We start from the raw sequence: 18,897 nt of genomic DNA on the forward strand, positions 1-18,897 counted from the left end.
ATTTACGTTCATGGCAAGAGAACGATAAAATCATAAACGGATTTGTGCAAGCTGGTGAGCAGGTCGTTATAATTGATGATGACTATGAAAGCGAGGTTGGGAATGGCTTTTGATTTCAAGAAAGAATACAAAGAGTTCTATCTTCCGAAAAACACGCCGTCCATCGTAACCGTGCCAAGAATGAACTACATCGCCGTTCGTGGCCAAGGGGATCCCAACGAAGAAGACGGCGCGTACAAGCAGGCCATTGGGCTTCTATACGGCATTGCCTTTACGATCAAGATGAGCAAGCTGGGCGACCACCGAATCGAGGGTTATTTCGATTATGTCGTCCCTCCGCTGGAGGGCTTCTGGTGGCAGAACGGCGTCGCGGGGATCGACTATGCGCACAAGGAAGCCTTCCGCTGGATCTCCGTCATCCGCCTGCCGGATTTTGTGACTGCAGATGATTTTGCAAGGGCCGTCGAGGAAGCGACAAGAAAAAAGAAGACAGATTTCTCGAAGACAGAGTTCTTTACCTATGATGAGGGGCTGTGCGTTCAATGCATGCATGCAGGTTCCTATGACGATGAACCTGCCACTGTCGCACTTATGCATGAGTACATGGAGCAGCAGGGCTATACGTTGGATATTACCGATCAGCGCCTACATCACGAAATATATCTGAGCGATGCCAGAAAGGTTGCACCGGAGAAATTGAAAACTGTGATCAGGCATCCTATAAGGAAAGCGTGACAATAATGAATGTAAAATTGGAAAAGTAGACACAAGAGTTTAAGCCTTATGGGAGCTGAACTCGCAGATTGTATAATAAAAGAAATTGCAGAAGATGAACCGTATGATTTGCAAATGGTTTGTTATGTTTAGATTGGCGTTTTATAAACGCGGGTAAGAAAAGATGAAAATAGAGCATGTTGCAATGTATGTGAATGATTTGGATACTGCAAAAGAGTTTTTTGTTTCCCTTTTGGGAGGAGTATCCAATCAGGGATACCATAATGAAAAGACCGGTTTCAGTTCTTATTTTATATCATTTGAGGATGGAGCTCGTCTTGAGATAATGAGTAAGCCGGAGATGGAAGACGATCCTAAAACACCTAATCGTACCGGCTATTCGCATATAGCCTTTTCAGTTGGGAGCAGGGAAAAGGTAGATGAATTGACAGAAAAGATAATATTATCCGGATATAAAGTAATTAGCGGTCCAAGAACAACGGGAGACGGATATTACGAGTCATGCATCGTGGCTATAGAGAATAACCAGATTGAGATTACTGAATAACGGGGAGAAAGACGATGAAAGTGGTAGATGTTTATCTATTTGGACAGATACTTGGAACGCATTCTTTTGAATGGATTATCTGATACGGAGACTGTTCGTTTTGCAAGTGCATGTTCCGCAGTCGCAATCTCAAGGTTTCCATTGCCGCTTTATCCGCCAAAGATGGATGAGGTAAACGAATTGCTGCGATGATTAAAGGAGATATGGCGGATATGATGATAAAAGAAATATTTGGAAAAGTAAAAATATATCGGCTTCTTACGCGTGTTGATAACCGTGGATCTCTGGAATATGTTTTTGATGAAAATACTGCTATTTTCAAAGTCCGGGAGACAAGAATTTACAGCATACCCAAAGAAGGAACATTTTTTGGAATACACTACAGAGAAGAGAGTAACCCAATGACGAAGTTTGTGACAGTCATAAGGGGCAGAGGGCTGGATTACATTATTGATCTGAGAGAAGAATCGCCGACCTATCTGGAGTGGGAGTCAATTGAGCTATCAGAAGAAAACGCCTTTGCAGTTCTGATTCCTGCAGGTTTTGGTCACGCTTTTATTTCATTACAAAATGATACGATACAGTTATATTCTGTGGATAGAAGCGGCAACGAGGCTCATTCAAAACAAATAAACTACAAAGATTCAAAAATCGGTCTTAAACTGCCCATACCCATTTCTGAAATTTCAGATTATGATTTAAGCGCCCCTTTTGTTTCGGAAAGCGGTGAAGAATTTGTATTAGATACGCCCATTTGGAATGTCAGAACAAACGCCTTTTATACCAAGCTGGGATATGTGGAAGTGAGTCGGGATAATGAATTTATTTATTATATTAAGAAATGTGAGTGATGAAAGAGGAATTATCATTTGATAAAAATCGAATTATTCCTGAAAAGAACTTGCTGAAAAGGAACCATATGACCTTCAGATGATCTGTCCTGTAATAGACTGAGGCACACGAGGTGATTTTTATGATAAGAAAAATGAAAGAGGAAGATTTGCAACAGTGTGGAGTGATATATGCTAAAGCGTTTCCTATAGAATATTGGGGGATTGATTGGAACCCTGATAATGCAAAAGAATATTTATTGGATTATTACGAGCAGAAAAAATTTGTAGGATATGTGTATGAAGAAGATGACGTGGTAATTGGATGTATATTTGCATTATGTAAGATATCAGGAAGTAAAAAAGAAATATATATTAACGAAATGGCAGTTTTACCTGAAAGACAAGGCCAAGGTATTGGCAGGCAATTATTGAAGACACTATTAGATTATAGTAAGGAATCAGGATATGCTGGAGTTGTCCTTTACACCAGTGAATATGCACCGGCTTTCAAATTCTATGAAAATAATGGTTTTAAACTGTCACAAGGAACTATCTGTATGTATTGTGAGTAAATTCCAATATGTCTAACAGTTAGATAAACTTGAATTGGTTTCAGCGCAGGAGGATCAAAATATGGAGCGCAACTACATACAAGAAGCGTTAGCTCATTACAATATAACTGTGCCGGAAATAGAATTACTGAGACACAATGAGAATCTTACCTATCGTGTGGGAAACGAGTATTTGCTGCAAATCCATGAGCCGGTAGAAGGGTTTTCTACAGATTTTTTTTTGAAGGTGTTGAGCGTATCGAGATATATAAGGCAGAGCTTGCGTTCCAAGCGCACTTAAAGAAACAGGGCATGCAGATACGTGAAGCAGTTGAAAATTGTCATGGTGAATGCATTACGAAGTTACAGAATGGTACGTATGTTACGGTTTCGAAATGGCTCGAGGGCGAATCGTTAGACAAGCTTGAATTGAATGCGGAGATTTGTTATCAGATAGGTGAGATGCTTGCATGTTTGCATCAGAAGGCAAAGGGATTCCGAGTATCACCGGTAAAATCGTACGGTAAGCAACATTGTGAATGTACGAAAAAAAGAATTCAGGCATTGGAAAACCAAGGGTTAAGTGCTGAGCTTTCAGCAATCATGCAAAAGTGTTGTGACCATGCCGGGGCAGTATTGGAAAAAGCACGGGATGAATTTCAAATGATTCATGGGGATTTATCTGCGTCGAACATTTTGCAAACGACGGATGGGCTAGTGCCTATTGATTTTTCGTTTTTCGGAATGGGACATCCTATGTATGATCTTGCAGTTCTGTTTGGGAATATTGGCGGATTGGTGCGTAGACAACAAATGGCAGAAGGGTATCGTGATGCCGGTGGAACGATTCGCTACGACGTGTTAGACGCTTGCTTTGTACTTACGTTGTTAGATTGTCTTGGAATTCATTATGAGCAGTGGAGTAAGCAAGAGTGGTTTGCACCCAGATTGCAACGGTGGCATCAGGAAAACCTGGAGCCGTACGTGCAGGGAGAACGCATATATGCGGATGATTTGTATCTGTTGCATGTGCAAGGTTAAGGAGATATGAGATTGAACGAATCGGAACTTGTAAGACCATATGTTGAACAGTTGCAGAAGATATCTGAAACTGACAGTAACCGTGTCGTAAGGATTCATAGCCTGGGCGCAATCAAAGCGGTAGGCTTGAAATAGGAGAATTCACATGTTTTGGGATAAGATTTCGCCATTATATGACCTGTTTGAAAATGTTTATAACCATAAGGTGTATGCCGATACCGGCAAAAAGGTCGCCGAGTTTATTGATACGACAGATGAGGTTCTTGAATGTGCTTGCGGTACGGGGGCTATAACTGTCTGCATTGCCGAAAAGTGCAGGAGACTTATAGCAACGGATTTTGCACCCGGAATGCTTAAACAGGCAGCAAAAAAATGCAGAAAGTTCAGTAATGTGCGTTTTAAGAGAGCAGATATCACAAGGATCAAGTGCAGGAATGATCGGTTTGACAAGGTAGTTGCTGGCAATGTGATCCATTTATTACCAGATCCGGCCAAGGCACTTGCAGAGCTTGAAAGAGTAGTAAAACCCGGTGGACAGATAATCATACCTACTTATATCAACATGTCAAAGAAGTCGGCCGGATTAGCTGTGAAATTCGTAGAATTTCTGGGAGCTGATTTCAAAAAGCAGTTTGATCTTGAATCATACAAGTCATTCTTTGAAGGAATGGGATACAATAACGTGGAATACCACGTGGTTGACGGAAGAATGCCTTGTGCAACAGCGGTGATCACGAAGAAATGATAAGCAGAGTAGAACATATATCGGAAAAGCAGCTTGAAAAGATTCGGATTCTTGTTGGCGAAGCTTTTGTTACCAATGATTTTTTTCATAATTGGGGATCCATAGATGAGCGCCGTGAAGATGTCATGAAGTATATGGCGCTATATGTCGGGTCCAAGTTCCTCTTCAATAAGTGCGGAAGAAGGGGCGCACGACGTCCGGGGGACGTCGGCTTTGCGCCGACCGTTGCTAGAGGTCCAGTGGACCTCTGCTTAGCAACGACCGAAACGGAGTGTAGAAGCGAAGCGGAGATTGAACCTAGGGTTCAATGTTCGCTTCCGCTCCGTAATACAAAAGATGGTCAGCTTTATGCTGACCATCTTTTGTATTACAGTGCGGAAGAAGGGACTTGAACCCTCACGATGTAGCCATCACAAGATCCTTAGTCTTGCTCGTCTGCCAATTCCGACACTTCCGCATTTTACATATTTATTTCAGTTGCACTAGTTTAAAAACTGATGCAGGAAAAGGGACTTGAACCCTCATGATATTGCTATCACACGGACCTGAACCGTGCGCGTCTGCCAATTCCGCCATTCCTGCAAGCAACAATAGATATTCTATCTACAATGCCCCGTTTTGTCAACGATATTTTCTCATATCGGACGCTATTTTTTTATGGCTCAATCCACGTTCAGTTTGTCCGCTGCCTTGAATAGATCCCCTAAAATATGGAACTTCTGATAGTACTGAATAATTGAAATAATAAGGAGCAATATACTGATAAGAACCGTTATCAGATTAAGCGGTGTGGGATTTGCCAAAATACCAACCACACATATCGTAAGCCCTACAATGATCGCTGCCATCACTATGATCCTTCTAAGGAGCTCCTGGTGAATCGCATCGATCAGAACCTGAATCTCTTTTTTCTCTGCAAGAATCTCTTCATCGGATAAAAGTTCTGTCTCGAGCTTTTCAACCCTCTTTAATCTGTCGCGAATTCTTTTTTCCATCATGTTAAAATTCTCCCCACTTTTTATCCCGGAAAGGATATACTTAATATTGTTATATAATATACCATTTGGCGCAAAAATGCTATTGTGCCGGGTACATGTTAAAATGGAATGCACATAATAAATTTTTTTGAGGAGTTTTATGAGTTATAACAAATCCCTGGATTTTCTGGAGATGATTAAGAATACATCATCAAAGCCTGCAAAACCTATAGAGAAAAAAGAAGCAAAAAAGGAAATCGCAAAAAAGTCTGAAATACATGAAGCGAAAACCAAACCCAAAACGGTAACTAATACTTCAACTAAAGCAGCTGCATATACTAAAATATCGTCTTCAGTTATCGCAGTCATAGACACAGAAACCAACTGGCATGATGAAGTAATGTCTATCGGAATTGCTCTTGCCGATGCAAAGACCTTCAAGTGCCTTGAACTTAGATATTACATACTTGAGCCTGAAATTTTTGTTGGAGGAATGTTCGACAGCGTCCTCTATATTGCGAAGGATGCCACCCAGCTCAAGGGCGATAGGAAAAAGGTAATGAAGGACATTGCCAAATATTTAAAAGAGAAAGGTGCCGCTTCGATTTTTGCCTACAACGCCAGATTCGACTATGGACATATGCCTGAACTTTCTGATTTTGACTGGTTTGATATCATGAGGCTTGCTGCATACAAACAGTATAATAAAAGCATTCCTGCCACCGCCGAGTGCTGTAAAACCGGCAGACTTAAGCGGGGCTATGGCGTAGAAGAGATCCTGAGAATGCTTGGTCACGGCACCAATTACTGCGAGACTCACAATGCAGTGAGGGATGCTGAAGATGAGCTTAAGATAATGGAGCTTATGGGGCAGCCCCTTGAAGCATACGAGTGTGCAAGACTTTAGACTATAAACTTATAAGCATAGATGATAAAATTTTTTACTGAAGGTATTTTACAGAATGGAGGAGACGGAAAATGTATATTACAGACGATGGAATCAGACTTAATGCGAAGATTGATATGCCTAAAAACGGCGCTGAGAAATGCCCGCTTTGCATTATAATTCACGGCTTTACAGGTCACATGGAGGAGAGACATATAATAGCAGCCCAGGAAGCTATGAATGAAGTGGGCTTTGCAACACTTCGAGTTGAGATGTATGGCCATGGAAACAGCGACGGCGAATTCAAGGACCACACACTTTACAAGTGGCTTACAAACGCTATGGCGGTTATGGACTATGCAAAGACGCTTGATTTTGTGACAGATATTTATGTGGCAGGACATTCCCAGGGCGGACTTACAGCAATGCTTCTTGCCGGCATGGAGAGAGATAAGATTAAGGCGCTTCTTCCTCTTTCCCCGGCTCTTGTAATTCTTGATGGCGCGAGAAAAGGTAATCTTCTTGGACAGCCCTTTGATCCTGATCATATTCCGGACGAACTCTTTTCATGGGATGGCAGAAGCCTTAGCGGTAACTATGTTCGAGCAGCTCAGACACTTCATGTGGAAGAAGCTATAGAAAAATACGATGGTCCCGTACTTATCGTCCACGGCGATGAGGACGAGGCAGTTCCTGTACAGTACTCAATCGATGCTGCAAAGCTTTACAAAAACTGCAAGCTGGTTCTTATTCCAGGCGATACACATTGTTATGACAACAGTTTGGAAAAAGTCACAGATGCTATAAAGAGCTTTTTGACTGAGCTTACGGAAGGTGCAAAATGAGAGCAGTAGTAACAAGAGTTTTATCAGCATCTGTCACAATTGATGGCAAAAAAGTATCCGAGATAGGGAACGGATTTCTCGTGCTTCTTGGCGTACACAATGATGATACAGAGGCAGAAGCCATAAAGGTGGCCGACAGAATATGCGGCCTTCGTGTTTTTGAGGATGAAAACGGCAAGATGAATATCGGTCCTGCAGATGTAGGAGCAAAGCTTCTTATAGTAAGCCAGTTCACCCTCTATGCGGATGTTTCTTCAAGAAGGCCCGGTTTTACCGAAGCTGCAAAGCCTCCAATCTCAGAGCCCTTATATGAACTTGTGGTTTCAGAATGCAGGAAAAAAGGCTTCGAAGTTCAGACAGGAGAATTCGGGGCAGACATGAAGGTCGAGTCCATAAATGACGGTCCCGTAACTATTCTGATTGATACTGATAATCTTAAGAAAAAATAGAAGAGGCAATAAGTTTATAAAATTTTTATAATTGGCTCACAGTTTCTAAACATTTCAAATGTAAGATGGTTTCATGACTTACAAAGGAGAGGACGTCATATGAAAACGAGCGATACTTACATTGCAGAATTTGTTGGGAATTACACAAGGAGAAAAGGCTACCCGCCCACGGTGGAGGAACTCGTTGAAGTATTTGGATTTGTCAATGTGACAAAATCGTTGTATTATGTAATCAGCCTGTACAGAATAGGGATGATCAGAAACAGCATGTATTTTGGCACAAGAGACCTGCAGTTACTCCCTATGAAGGCTGAGTGGTAATTTATTCATTTTGAAAACTAAATAATGTAAATATTAAACTGTCTGCAAGGGTGCATGAGTACTACTATTGCGGGCAGTTTTTTTATTTGTGCCTATGGATGCATAAAAAATGAATAAAAATACTTTTTTTGAATATTTTATATTGTGCCACAGGGGAAATTCATGTATAATTTCTAAAAATTTGTTTTTGTGTGTCAGGAAGGGGAGGATTCTATGGTTCAAACAGTAGAAAATGTCAACAATGCAGTGAATGGTTTTGTGTGGGGATTGCCGATGCTCATTCTCCTTGTAGGAACGGGCATCCTGATGACAGCGCTTACCAAACTTTTTCAGGTAACTCATTTTAGTCATTGGGTTAAAAATACAATCGGCGGTATTTTCAAGGATAAGCATGTCACAGCTCATACCGGAAAAGAGGATACACAGATAAGCCAGTTCCAGAGTCTTTGTACTGCTCTTGCAGCTACTATCGGAACAGGTAATATCGCAGGAGTGGCAGCAGCTATCGTGGCAGGTGGCCCGGGAGCTATCTTCTGGATGTGGATCGTTGCATTTTTCGGAATGATGACCAACTTTTCAGAAAACGTTCTTGGTATCTATTACCGCAGAAGAAACGAGAGAAATGAGTGGTGCGGCGGTGCCATGTACTACCTTAAAGATGGTCTTGGAGCAAAGAAGGGCTGCAAACAGATCGGCGCAATCCTTGCTGTTCTTTTCAGCGTATTCTGCGTTCTTGCTTCATTCGGTATCGGAAACATGAGCCAGATCAACTCAATCGCTGTAAACATGAACTCAGCTTTTGGCGTTCCTTTTGTAGCATCAGGAATATTCCTTATGGTCATTGCAGGTCTTGTAATCGTTGGCGGTCTTAAGAGAATCGCTGCCGTTACCGAGAGACTTGTTCCCTTCATGGCTGTTATATATCTTGTAGGAGCACTTATTGTTTTCTTTGCAAATATAAATCAGGTTGGTGCAGTTTTCACTTCTATAATTAAAGGCGCATTTGGACTTAAAGCTGTTGGCGGCGGTATCGTAGGTAGTGGAATCGCATATGCACTGCAGTGGGGCATGAAGAGAGGCGTGTTCTCAAATGAGGCTGGTCTTGGTTCTTCAGTTATGGTTCATTCTAGTTCAAACGTTCGCGAACCTGTAATTCAGGGTATGTGGGGTATATTCGAGGTATTCGCTGACACAATTATCGTTTGTACACTTACTGCATTTGCAGTTCTTTCAAGCGGACTTGTTGATCTTGAGACAGGAACAGTTCTTTCCGATCAGGTTTCTACAGCTCTTGTTGCAGAAGCATTTTCAACTATCTTCGGAAAAGCAGGTTCTGCATTCATTGCTATAGCAATTCTGTTCTTTGCTTTCTCAACAGTACTTGGCTGGAGCCAGTATGGAAGTAAGGGCTTTGAGTATCTCTTTGGCACAAAGGCAATCAAGTTCTATCAGGTTGTATTTGTGGTATTTATCTTTGTAGGTGCTACCATGGATCTGTCACTGGCATGGGATCTGTCAGATACATTTAACGGAATGATGGCGATTCCCAACCTTATCGGTGTAATTGCTCTTAGTGGAACAGTTATGAAAATAACTCAGAACTATGTGGACAGAAAGATCAAGGGTAAGGATGTAAAGCCCATGCTTTCAGCAATGGAGGACATTCAGGAGCTCCATGAAAAGGAAATAGCAAGTTGAGATATTATCAAATACCGTGCAGAAATAAATAAATTAACGATTTTTGAAAAAAGGGGGTTGACTATTTCTGTGAATTTGATATTATATAGAAGCTGTCGCTGATACAGCGGCAGCGAAAACTTGATAGATGCGGAAGTGTCGGAATTGGCAGACGAGCAAGACTAAGGATCTTGTGATGGCTACATCGTGAGGGTTCAAGTCCCTTCTTCCGCACGAATGAAAAGACCAGGTCGAATGACCTGGTCTTTTTCGTTCGTGCGGAAGGGGGCCTTGAACCCAGCTTGCTGCGCAAGCTGGGTTCAATCTCCTCGGCGCGGGGCGCCTGCGTCGGTCAGTTCGCCGGGAAAAAGGTCCACTGGACCTTTTTCTTTCTCCGGCTCACCCCATCTTCCGCACTTGTGGAAGGGTATACTTGGACCAACTTGCTTCGCAAGTAGGGTTCAAGGTCTCGGCGTGTGGGGACACGCCTCGGTCGGCGCTAAACGCGTGCCACTGGACGGCTCTCTCCGTTCCACTCCGGTCGTTGCTGAACGCACATCCCCCGGATGTGCAGCAACCCATTTTCCGCACTTGAAATGTTTTACTCGCTTTTTTCAAAAATGTTTCTGCTCAGCTAACCAGAAGCTGCCGATCTCTTATGTAATCACCTTATTTTCGGAAATAATACAAACTATCTATTCCTATTTCTAATTCTTTTCGCGCAGAGAAAATGTTGATTTTGATCAAAATAGAGGTGCGGACAAATATTGAAAAGTATGACAAATCCTTTTTGCGCAGAGGAAAACACAATTATCGCCAAAATAGAGGCGCGGCATTTTTCTGAAATGCTATAAAACCGGATTTTGAGCAGAGAAAATCGCAAATTCCCCTAAAATAGAGGCGTAAAGCCCATTTGAGCGACTTTAGAGAGATTCTCACCATAAGGTCTGCGCAGAGAAAATAACCATATTACGCAAAATAGTGGCGCTGGTCTTCAAAAGAACAGTAGCGTGTTAATATGTGTACGGTTCTTGATGAGATAGAAGGAAAAGGCATAGAAAAAGGGATGGAACAGGGCATTGAGAAAGGCAGAATTGAGCTATTATCTGATCCATGATGGAGTCCTTGATGTGAAGGAAGCTGCAAAACGAGCAGGTAAAACAGTTAAAGCTTTTAACGCAGGAATGAAGAAAATTTACGGTTGATAATCTAATTGAAGTTCAAGAACAAAAAGACCAGGTCAGATGATCTGGTCTTTTCTTAACCAGAAGAATTTTCTGTTATAATTTTATTATAAATGAGAGCGACAATTGGGGTTTGCAGAGGGGTAAAAGTATCCGCAGAAAGGTTGGGAAGAATCATGGGCGTTGAGGTAGTGCATCCGACGTCATCAGAAAAGTGCATATTGACTGCCATGCCCTGGACTACATTTCCTCTGCCGGACTGCGGGTACTGGTGATCATGAAGAAGGGTTGCAAAGAAGGAGTCAGCCTCATAGGTGTGAACGATCTTGTATCCGACATTCTTGGTCAGACCGGTTTCAGTGAGATCCTGGGCATTTAGCAAGATCATTATGATTAAGAGTCATCCTTACTATAAATTAGATTTGGATTTATGAATTATCATCATGATATAGGAGCAAAGTATGAAAGTAGGTTTATCAGCCTGTTCTAGCGGACATCTTCCTGAGTGGGAAGATCAGATAGCAGAGCTTGTGGGAGTTTTTAAGGAAAATGGAGTAGAGGCGGTGCCTGCGCAGCATATCATAAGGACTGTGGATGATTTTAGCGGTACCGATATGGAAAGAGCAGCTGATCTCATGGGTTTTTATGAGGATGATGAAATATCTGATATATACGATATTTCCGGCGGCGATCTGGCTAATGGAGTGCTTAAATACCTGGACTATGATGTGATCGCAAAATCCGGGAAAACCTTTTGGGGATATAGCGATCTTACAACTGTGATCAATGCTATATATACAATGACCGGAAATGAATCAGTTCTTTATCAGGTGAAAAATATGATATGGTCTTATGCTGATATGCAAAGGCAGCGCTTTTGGGATTATCATTCCGGAGAGAATGAAGACCTTTTTGATATCGAATACAGCTTCCTGCAGGGAAAAGCCATGAAGGGCGTAGTCGTTGGCGGAAATATCCGCTGCTTTACAAAGCTTGCAGGAACAAAATATTTTCCTGATATGAAAGGAAAGATATTGTTTCTTGAATCCCTGGGCGGCGGCTCAGGGCAGATAGCAACGTTATTTACGCAGCTAGATAATATGTGTGTCTTTGATCAGGTGGCAGGAGTTTTGCTTGGTACCTTTACTGATTATGAAAAGGCAGATTTTACCATGTCTGTATATGATCTTCTTAAGATGCATATTTCAAAGGATATTCCTGTGGCAGGTACAAGAGAAATCGGACATGGCCATAATTCAAAGGCAATAGTGATCGGAAAAGAGGAGAAGTATGGAATATAATTGCGGATTCACAAAAGATAATAAATGGTTCAGGTATCGTGCGGCGGCGATAATTGTAGAAGATGGATGTGTTTTGTTTGCAGGGAATGAAAAAGATAATTATTTTTACTCTATAGGCGGAGCTGTACACATGGGTGAGACGGCAGAAGATGCTGTCATGAGGGAAGTCTATGAAGAGACCGGAATAAAATATGAGATTGATCATCTTGCTGTGATACATGAAAACTTTTTTAATGAAAATCAGGGAGCCTTGAAGGGGATGGATTGTCATGAGATTGCATTCTATTTCATGATGAAGCCAAGAGGAACAAAGGAGCTTAAAAGCGACAGCTACACTCAGGGAGTGAAAGAGACCATGCACTGGCTTCCCATATCAGAGCTTGATAATTACAAAGCATTTCCCTGTTTTATGAAGGAGTTTTTACAAACAGAGCACACAGGAGTAGAGCATATAGTATCGGACGAAAGAATTGGCAACGCTTACTAACGCATAATGAAACGGTGAACCAAGTGGAGTTGTGCTTTACTAGGAAAAGATGGAGGGCGGAATATGAGACTGTTCATTGCAATTAACTTTGAAGAAGATTTCAGGGATGCGCTTATTGATATTCAGGACGATCTTATGCGATGCGGAGTTGAAGGGAATTACACTGCTCCTGAGAACCTCCATATGACACTGGCCTTTATCGGTGAGTGGGATGATCCTGAGGGCGTGCTTGAAATTATGAAAAGTGTGCCTATGAGGTCTTTTTCCATTGCCCTTAAGGGATACGGACCTTTTAAGGACATGATCTTTGCGGACATTGAGGAAAATGAGGATCTTAGGGCCTATGTGAAAAGGCTTAGGGCTGCTCTTACAGAAAAGGAGATTCCTTTTGACAGGAAAAAGTTCCTTCCTCACGTCACTCTTGTAAGAAAGGCTCACCGCGTCAAAGGTGCGCCGCTACCTGAATTTGATGAGGCTGAGACTATGCGTGTCAGGGGTATTTCCCTTATGAAATCCGAGAGGGGAAGTCATGGCATGATCTATACAGAAATCGGCTATGCGACGGCATTTTGATTTTTTTCTACTTATAAACATGGGATTAAATAAAGTTAATATTTTCATAAATGAGGACTTTAGGCCTTTGCTAGGTATTATAATTTAATGTAAGCATTGTATCCATCTTGATTAGGCGAAAAATAGGATGCAGCCGACGGGTGGCATTGATGGTTAATAATAGCAAAAGCTTTGCAGCTAGAATATGGATGGTTGTTTTGCTGGCGATAATTCTGTCGACCGGTTCTTTTTGCGTTGTAACTATAATTCAGGCCAATAATGCCATAATCCGTTACACAAGACAAAGGATGCTTGATATTGCAAATTGTGCTTCCGGGTCAGTTGATGGAGATACACTTAAGAGACTTACGAAGGACAGCATAGGAAATCCCGGATATCAGAGGATTTATAATGCACTGGCGATTTTTCGTGACAACATAGAGGCAGACTCTGTTTACGGAGTCCATGAGGAAGAGGATGGAAGCTTTACCTTCACCATTGATCCATCCCTTGAGGAGCCTGGAGAATTTGGCGAAAAGGCCGTAACAACCGAGGCACTTATAAAAGCCAGCAGAGGTGTAAGTGCCGTGGATGAGATCCCTTATACTGACAAATGGGGAACATTTTACAGTGCGTATAGTCCTATCTATGATTCAGATGGTGAAATTGTCGGAATAGTTGCTGTGGATTTCAGCAAGGAATGGTATCAGGGACAGCTAAGTGACCAGATCAGAAGCACTATGCTGGTTTTTTTGCTGATTATCAGTATTAACATTGTGCTTATAGGAATTTTTGGCTATCACCAGGTTAAGACAATAACAAAGCCCATGGAGCATATTGCAGAAGTAGCACAGCTTTATGAAAAGGGCGACTTTAGTAAAAAGCTTGAGATCGACAGAGAGGACGAGCTCGGGCTTTTATCCCGTTCACTTCAGGCCATGGCGGGATCTCTTACAGAGCAGATAAAAGAGGCAGAAGCAGCTAATCGTGCGAAGAGCAGCTTCCTTGCAAATATGTCCCATGAGATCCGTACACCTATCAATGCGGTACTGGGAATGAATGAGATGGTCCTCAGAGAAGCGACGGATCCACAAATTCGAACATATTCTGAAAATGTCAAAACAGCGGGTTCTACGCTACTTGGCATAATCAATGATATTCTTGATTTTTCAAAAATTGAAGCCGGAAAACTTGAGATAATTCCTGTTGATTACGATCTTTCATCGGTTATAAACGATCTTGTAAATATGATCCGCACCCGTGTGGATGATAAAGGGCTTGCGCTTAATCTTGATTTTGATCCGGATATTCCCAAAAACCTTAACGGAGATGCTGTGCGTCTTGAACAGGTCATCACCAATATTTTAACCAATGCCGTCAAATACACTGAAATTGGCAGCATCAATTTTCATATTGGTTATGAAAAGATTGAAGAAGAGCCTGACAGCATCTATTTGAAGGTGTCTGTAAAGGATACAGGTATTGGCATCAAATCGGAAGACATGGAAAAGCTGTTTTCAGAGTTTGAGCGAATCGAGGAGATGCGAAACCGCAATATCGAGGGAACAGGCCTTGGTATGAACATCACACAGAATCTTCTCAAAATGATGGGCTCAGCGCTGGAGGTTGAAAGTAAATACGGCGAGGGTTCTAATTTCCATTTTGCTCTGAAGCAGAAGGTTGTTGGTAACGAGGTTCTTGGTGATTACAGTGCATCATATAAGTCTGCGCTCAGCGAGGGTGCAGGCTATAAGGAGAAATTCACTGCTCCGTCAGCTAAGGTACTTGTTGTTGATGATAATTCCATGAATCTGGCTGTGTTTAAGAGTCTTATCAAGCAGACCCTAATAGTGGCAGATACTGCTGACAGCGGAGATCAGGGCCTTGAGCTTATGAGAGAGAAAAAATACGATATTATTTTCCTCGATCACATGATGCCTGAGAAGGATGGAATTACCACACTTCACGAGATGAAACAGGAGAAGGATAATCCAAATATTTCAACGCCTGTTATATGCCTTACTGCCAATGCGGTTCTGGGTGCAAGAGAAGAATATATTGCAGCCGGTTTTGATGGATATCTGACTAAGCCCATTGATCCCGATCGACTTGAAAACATGTTGATCAAGTATCTTCCTGCCGACCTTATCGAAATGACAAGTGCAGATACAGCAGATAAAGCACCCAAAGTAAAAGATGAAACCAAGATAGATAAAGAACTGGCTCCTTTAGTCGGGCAGGAGCTAATAGATGTCAATATCGGCCTTAAAAACAGCGGCTCGACGGAGGATTATCTGCCTATATTACATATATTCTATGAGACGGCAGATTCTAAGTTGGATGAACTTGACCGTTACTATAGTGACAGTGATTTTGTCAACTATACTATTAAGGTCCATGCGTTAAAGAGTTCCCTTGGAATAATCGGGGCTGTCGGGATATCTGATGAGGCGCAGCGCCTTGAGGGTGCCGGTATGGCGGAAGACTATGATTATATCAGGGAACATCATGATAAGTTTATAGAAAAGAGCAGGAAGCTTAAGGATATTGTAGGGGAAGTGTGCGAGGACAAGAGCCCTGAAAAACACAGGGTTGTTGCGGAACCATGGCTTGTTCAGGAAGCCTACAATCAGATCAAGGAAGCCGCTGAATACATGGATTACAGCAGCATAGAGATGATTTTTGATGGTATGAAGGGCTATGTTGTCCCTAAAGAGGATGCAGAACTTCTTGGGAAGGTTGAGAGCGCCTTCAGGGCTCTTGATTATGACACAGTTTTGGCTTTGGTGAAGAATAAATAAATCGAATAAATAGACTTCCATATAGGTAACGAAAGTGCAATGATTACTCGGTCATCTGCTGTATTTGGTCGTTTTTAGGAAACGATGGTTGTAGCAGTGACCGATTTTTAATTGAAAATAATACGGATATATGGTAATTTATTTAATTGTCGTGAAAAAAGTTTTACTGGAGGTATATTACATGGAAAAAAATGAAAAAAAGAGATTAGTGTTGTTTTTGGCGGTGGCCTATGGTCTGACCCTGATCATGAGCATCTTTATGTTCATGTGCTTCAAGGCAGATAAGGACATGACTGCATTTGTAAATGTGCAGATGACTTATCCCGCATGCGGCGTAATTCTCGGACTTCTTATTTGGGGGAATAAGGAGAAGAAGCTTCCAAAGGCAGGCTTTATTGTGTTTTTGGCAACCTCTGCTCTTATGATGGTTGTGGCTATCGCATCTACATTCATGCCACACGTAATGTCAGAGATAAACGGAGGACAGATTTCCAATTGGAATCTCTATTCTCAGTATGTTCTTATGGCAGGAAGTGTAATAGCATATATTCTTTTCTGGGTATGCGGTAAGGAAAAGAGAAGAAATGCCGGACTTAGCAGAACCAAGGTTAAGCTCAGCATAGTTATGGTTGTACTGTTTGTGGCACTTTACATTGCAAGAATGTATGTATCGGGATTTTTGACACAGATAATCTTAAAGCCTGAAATGAGCCTTATAGCAGAAATAAATGGATTGCTTACAAATCCTGCTGTGCTTTCAAGTGCGGTAATTGTACTTGTGAATTTCCCGCTCATGTTTATTGCATTTCTTGGCGAGGAATATGGCTGGAGATATTATTTACAGCCAATACTTCAGAAGAAGTTCGGCCTTAGACTTGGTGTAATAATTCTTGGTGTTTTGTGGGGAGCATGGCACGGAGTGCTTGATTTCATATTCTACTCCACAACCACAGGATTGCAGTACTTTACAGCGCAGATCATCACCTGCATCGCCCTTGCTATCTTCATGGGATATGCATACATGAAGACAGGAAACATCTGGGCAATTGCAATGATGCACTTTATCAATAACAACTACATCGCTGTATTTGCAGGTGGAGATGCCACTGTCATTCAGAATCAGACCATCACATGGGCGCAGATTCCGATCGCGGTTGTTCAGAGCCTTGTATTTGCTCTTTTCATTCTTGCTCCTATCTATAAGAACAAGAAGGAAGAGGAAGTGCTTGAAGCAAAGGCAAGCTGATAATTACAGCTCGTACTTTGATTTTTTTCTGCTTATTTCATTCATATAAGCAGCGGTTATCATGCCTGAGGGAAGCGCTATTACGGCGACTCCCACCAGTGCTGATATCATGGTAATAAAACGGCCGATGTCCGTTGTGGGTGAGATGTCTCCGTAACCTATAGTGGTTATGGAGATGGTCGCCCAATACAGGGCATCAAAGAAATTATCAAAAAGATTCGGTTCAAGCTGGAATACCAGCATGGCAGAAACGAAGATATATATTGTTATAAGTATAAGAACAGCCAGGAGCTGTTTTTTTACTTTTCTAAGAACATTGGCAATGACGATCATGGTCTTGGAATATCTTACCAGCTTCACTACTCTGAAAACTCGAATGAGCTTTAACAGTCTAAGACTCTGTGAAGTCGGGAAAAACACATATAAAATCGGCATAACAGATAACAAATCAAATATCGCAAGGGGCGTCAGAACATAGGCAAAGTATGCATGAATGCTGATGTAGCCCATTTTATAATCCGCTGTGTACACTCTTGCACAGTAGTCTATCAGGAAAATTATTCCTGTCATTATTTCAATGATAAAGGTATAAATGTTGTCTGCCTTTAGAGTCAGAGGAATCATTCCTACGATGACGGTTGTAGTCATGAGAATATCGTAGGCCCTGCTGGAGGCATCACCTATACTGGAAACTTCTATTACTTCATAGATCCTTTTTTTGAAAGCGTTCATAAGCACCTCTTTGCCTGAGTCAAGGTAATTGTTAGAGCGATTAGCGGTAAATTCTGCGACAAATGAAATTTAGAAATTTCCTTCTAAAAAAGCAAGTATGCCGATAATAGCCAGTGCTAAGCTCATGATCCGGCATAGTGTAACGAAGATTTTTGTATGCAATTCTTTTTTGCTGTCAATAACACCGCTGTCGGAAATCAACTGACTCTTAGGGGAATTATCTGGCATAATAGTAGTCTCCTTTGATTAGATGCGTTAATTTGTCGGTTACCTATTCACAAGGCATCATAAAAAGGATAATATGATGTTTAGGTCCAAGTGACCAATTCATTATGGGTACCGGAGGGTTAGATGGCACAGCTTTATTTCAGATACGGTGCAATGGGGTCGTCAAAAACGGCCAATGCACTTATGGTCAATTACAACTATCATGAGAGAGGGAAGAATTCAATTATTCTTAAGCCCGGTCTCGAGAACAGGGACGGAGCAACGATCATTCGTTCCAGAATAGGTCTTCAGGCAGAGTGTATGCTGGTGGAGGATTTCTTTGACGAATACACCAGAAAACACAAGATGATCGAAAAATACGATGCTATTATCGTTGATGAAGCTCAGTTTCTTACAGCAGAGCAGGTAGATATGCTCTCAGATATCGTTGATTTTGATAAGGTTCCTGTTATCTGCTACGGTCTTCGCACTGATTTCCAGGAGAAATTTTTCCCTGGTTCACTCAGACTCATGGAGATTGCAGATAAGATAGAAGAAGTTAAAACTGTATGCTGGTGCGGCCGTAAAGCTACCTGTAATGCCAGAATACATGATGGCAAAATCGTCAGAGACGGTGAGCAGGTTTTCATGGGCGGAAACGAGAGCTATATTGCTCTTTGCAGAAAGCATTTCAAAAAGGGTAAGCTTACTATCTGAGGCACCGTGATAAAATATTAAAAGATATGGCTATGGCTGCGTTTTTACAAAGCCATAGCCATT

At 41.8% G+C, this 18,897-nt stretch carries 22 protein-coding genes, 3 tRNA genes and 1 pseudogene; 21 read left to right on the top strand and 5 right to left on the bottom strand.

The genetic code is table 11. The features are described from left to right. Nucleotides 1-102 precede the first annotated feature (102 nt). From G610_RS0100200 to G610_RS22550, 7 genes and pseudogenes are all read left to right on the top strand, one after another. A complete protein-coding gene (locus G610_RS0100200; protein WP_026523163.1) occupies nucleotides 103-735 on the top strand; it encodes a GyrI-like domain-containing protein in 633 nt (210 codons plus the stop codon). Nucleotides 736-898: 163 nt separating this feature from the next. Then, nucleotides 899-1,282, top strand: coding sequence for a VOC family protein (locus tag G610_RS0100205; RefSeq protein ID WP_026523164.1), 384 nt, complete (start codon nucleotides 899-901; stop codon nucleotides 1,280-1,282). Between the two features lie 212 nt (nucleotides 1,283-1,494). After that, entirely contained in the window at nucleotides 1,495-2,133 is a 639-nt protein-coding gene (locus G610_RS19085; RefSeq protein ID WP_196809783.1) for a dTDP-4-dehydrorhamnose 3,5-epimerase family protein, read from the top strand. A 122-nt stretch (nucleotides 2,134-2,255) separates the two neighbouring features. Continuing rightward, nucleotides 2,256-2,687 carry a GNAT family N-acetyltransferase gene (locus tag G610_RS21785; protein WP_051197379.1) on the top strand — a complete coding sequence of 144 codons (432 nt, stop codon included), beginning with the start codon at nucleotides 2,256-2,258 and terminating at the stop codon, nucleotides 2,685-2,687. Nucleotides 2,688-2,909: 222 nt separating this feature from the next. Beyond that, a pseudogene (locus G610_RS0100225) lies at nucleotides 2,910-3,707 on the top strand (phosphotransferase enzyme family protein); the annotation flags it as partial. A 145-nt stretch (nucleotides 3,708-3,852) separates the two neighbouring features. After that, entirely contained in the window at nucleotides 3,853-4,452 is a 600-nt protein-coding gene (locus G610_RS0100235; protein WP_026523167.1) for a class I SAM-dependent methyltransferase, read from the top strand. Next, nucleotides 4,449-4,844 (top strand): hypothetical protein, encoded by a 396-nt coding sequence (locus G610_RS22550; RefSeq protein WP_026523168.1) that lies wholly within the window; start codon nucleotides 4,449-4,451, stop codon nucleotides 4,842-4,844. Before G610_RS0100235 ends, G610_RS22550 begins: the two co-directional genes overlap by 4 nt. Here the strand turns inward: G610_RS22550 and G610_RS0100245 are convergent. From G610_RS0100245 to G610_RS0100255, 3 genes are all read right to left on the bottom strand, one after another. Beyond that, a tRNA-Leu gene (locus G610_RS0100245) sits at nucleotides 4,826-4,909 on the bottom strand. The two genes, G610_RS22550 and G610_RS0100245, sit on opposite strands and share 19 nt — an antisense overlap. A 41-nt stretch (nucleotides 4,910-4,950) precedes the next feature. Beyond that, a tRNA-Leu gene (locus G610_RS0100250) sits at nucleotides 4,951-5,034 on the bottom strand. Nucleotides 5,035-5,114: 80 nt separating this feature from the next. Next, nucleotides 5,115-5,450 carry a hypothetical protein gene (locus tag G610_RS0100255; RefSeq protein ID WP_026523169.1) on the bottom strand — a complete coding sequence of 112 codons (336 nt, stop codon included), beginning with the start codon at nucleotides 5,448-5,450 and terminating at the stop codon, nucleotides 5,115-5,117. 139 nt (nucleotides 5,451-5,589) lie between these two features. On the opposite strand from G610_RS0100255, the gene G610_RS0100260 reads away from it, so the two are divergent. From G610_RS0100260 to G610_RS0100320, 13 genes are all read left to right on the top strand, one after another. Next, entirely contained in the window at nucleotides 5,590-6,336 is a 747-nt protein-coding gene (locus G610_RS0100260) for a hypothetical protein (RefSeq protein WP_242829587.1), read from the top strand. A 71-nt stretch (nucleotides 6,337-6,407) separates the two neighbouring features. Next, complete coding sequence (locus G610_RS0100265) at nucleotides 6,408-7,160, top strand: alpha/beta hydrolase (RefSeq protein WP_026523171.1); 753 nt, start codon at nucleotides 6,408-6,410, stop codon at nucleotides 7,158-7,160. Further along, a complete protein-coding gene (gene dtd, locus G610_RS0100270) occupies nucleotides 7,157-7,609 on the top strand; it encodes a D-aminoacyl-tRNA deacylase (RefSeq protein WP_026523172.1) in 453 nt (150 codons plus the stop codon). The genes G610_RS0100265 and dtd overlap by 4 nt, the downstream gene beginning before the upstream one ends. A gap of 99 nt (nucleotides 7,610-7,708) precedes the next feature. Then, entirely contained in the window at nucleotides 7,709-7,930 is a 222-nt protein-coding gene (locus tag G610_RS0100275; protein WP_026523173.1) for a hypothetical protein, read from the top strand. A gap of 213 nt (nucleotides 7,931-8,143) precedes the next feature. Next, nucleotides 8,144-9,628: an alanine/glycine:cation symporter family protein gene (locus tag G610_RS0100280; protein ID WP_026523174.1), complete on the top strand. Its 1,485-nt coding sequence runs from the start codon at nucleotides 8,144-8,146 to the stop codon at nucleotides 9,626-9,628. A gap of 129 nt (nucleotides 9,629-9,757) precedes the next feature. Then, nucleotides 9,758-9,841: transfer RNA gene (locus G610_RS0100285), tRNA-Leu, on the top strand. An 845-nt stretch (nucleotides 9,842-10,686) separates the two neighbouring features. Further along, nucleotides 10,687-10,812, top strand: a complete 126-nt coding sequence (locus G610_RS23665) for a hypothetical protein (protein WP_256379767.1) — start codon at nucleotides 10,687-10,689, stop codon at nucleotides 10,810-10,812. 193 nt (nucleotides 10,813-11,005) lie between these two features. Next, nucleotides 11,006-11,170: an STAS domain-containing protein gene (locus tag G610_RS22555; protein ID WP_196809784.1), complete on the top strand. Its 165-nt coding sequence runs from the start codon at nucleotides 11,006-11,008 to the stop codon at nucleotides 11,168-11,170. 82 nt (nucleotides 11,171-11,252) lie between these two features. Next, nucleotides 11,253-12,092: an LD-carboxypeptidase gene (locus G610_RS0100300; RefSeq protein ID WP_026523176.1), complete on the top strand. Its 840-nt coding sequence runs from the start codon at nucleotides 11,253-11,255 to the stop codon at nucleotides 12,090-12,092. Further along, complete coding sequence (locus G610_RS0100305) at nucleotides 12,082-12,579, top strand: NUDIX hydrolase (protein WP_026523177.1); 498 nt, start codon at nucleotides 12,082-12,084, stop codon at nucleotides 12,577-12,579. The genes G610_RS0100300 and G610_RS0100305 overlap by 11 nt, the downstream gene beginning before the upstream one ends. Before the next feature lie 63 nt (nucleotides 12,580-12,642). Continuing rightward, the gene (gene thpR, locus G610_RS0100310) at nucleotides 12,643-13,152 is read left to right on the top strand and encodes an RNA 2',3'-cyclic phosphodiesterase (RefSeq protein ID WP_026523178.1); all 510 of its coding nucleotides are present in this window, start codon (nucleotides 12,643-12,645) and stop codon (nucleotides 13,150-13,152) included. 149 nt (nucleotides 13,153-13,301) lie between these two features. Continuing rightward, a complete protein-coding gene (locus G610_RS19095) occupies nucleotides 13,302-15,932 on the top strand; it encodes a response regulator (RefSeq protein ID WP_051197381.1) in 2,631 nt (876 codons plus the stop codon). Nucleotides 15,933-16,113: 181 nt separating this feature from the next. Next, the gene (locus G610_RS0100320; protein WP_026523179.1) at nucleotides 16,114-17,178 is read left to right on the top strand and encodes a CPBP family intramembrane glutamic endopeptidase; all 1,065 of its coding nucleotides are present in this window, start codon (nucleotides 16,114-16,116) and stop codon (nucleotides 17,176-17,178) included. Between the two features lie 3 nt (nucleotides 17,179-17,181). Here the strand turns inward: G610_RS0100320 and G610_RS0100325 are convergent, their stop codons facing one another. Next, on the bottom strand, nucleotides 17,182-17,910 hold the full coding sequence (locus G610_RS0100325) for an ion transporter (protein ID WP_035791913.1): 729 nt from the start codon (nucleotides 17,908-17,910) through the stop codon (nucleotides 17,182-17,184). A gap of 69 nt (nucleotides 17,911-17,979) precedes the next feature. Further along, complete coding sequence (locus G610_RS22895; RefSeq protein ID WP_155830925.1) at nucleotides 17,980-18,138, bottom strand: hypothetical protein; 159 nt, start codon at nucleotides 18,136-18,138, stop codon at nucleotides 17,980-17,982. Between the two features lie 123 nt (nucleotides 18,139-18,261). Between G610_RS22895 and G610_RS0100335 the strand changes: the two genes are divergently transcribed. After that, complete coding sequence (locus tag G610_RS0100335; protein WP_026523180.1) at nucleotides 18,262-18,834, top strand: thymidine kinase; 573 nt, start codon at nucleotides 18,262-18,264, stop codon at nucleotides 18,832-18,834. The last annotated feature ends 63 nt before the right edge of the window (nucleotides 18,835-18,897 follow it).

The sequence above is a fragment of the Butyrivibrio sp. MB2005 genome (assembly GCF_000424285.1).
Taxonomy (GTDB): Bacteria; Bacillota; Clostridia; order Lachnospirales; family Lachnospiraceae; genus Butyrivibrio.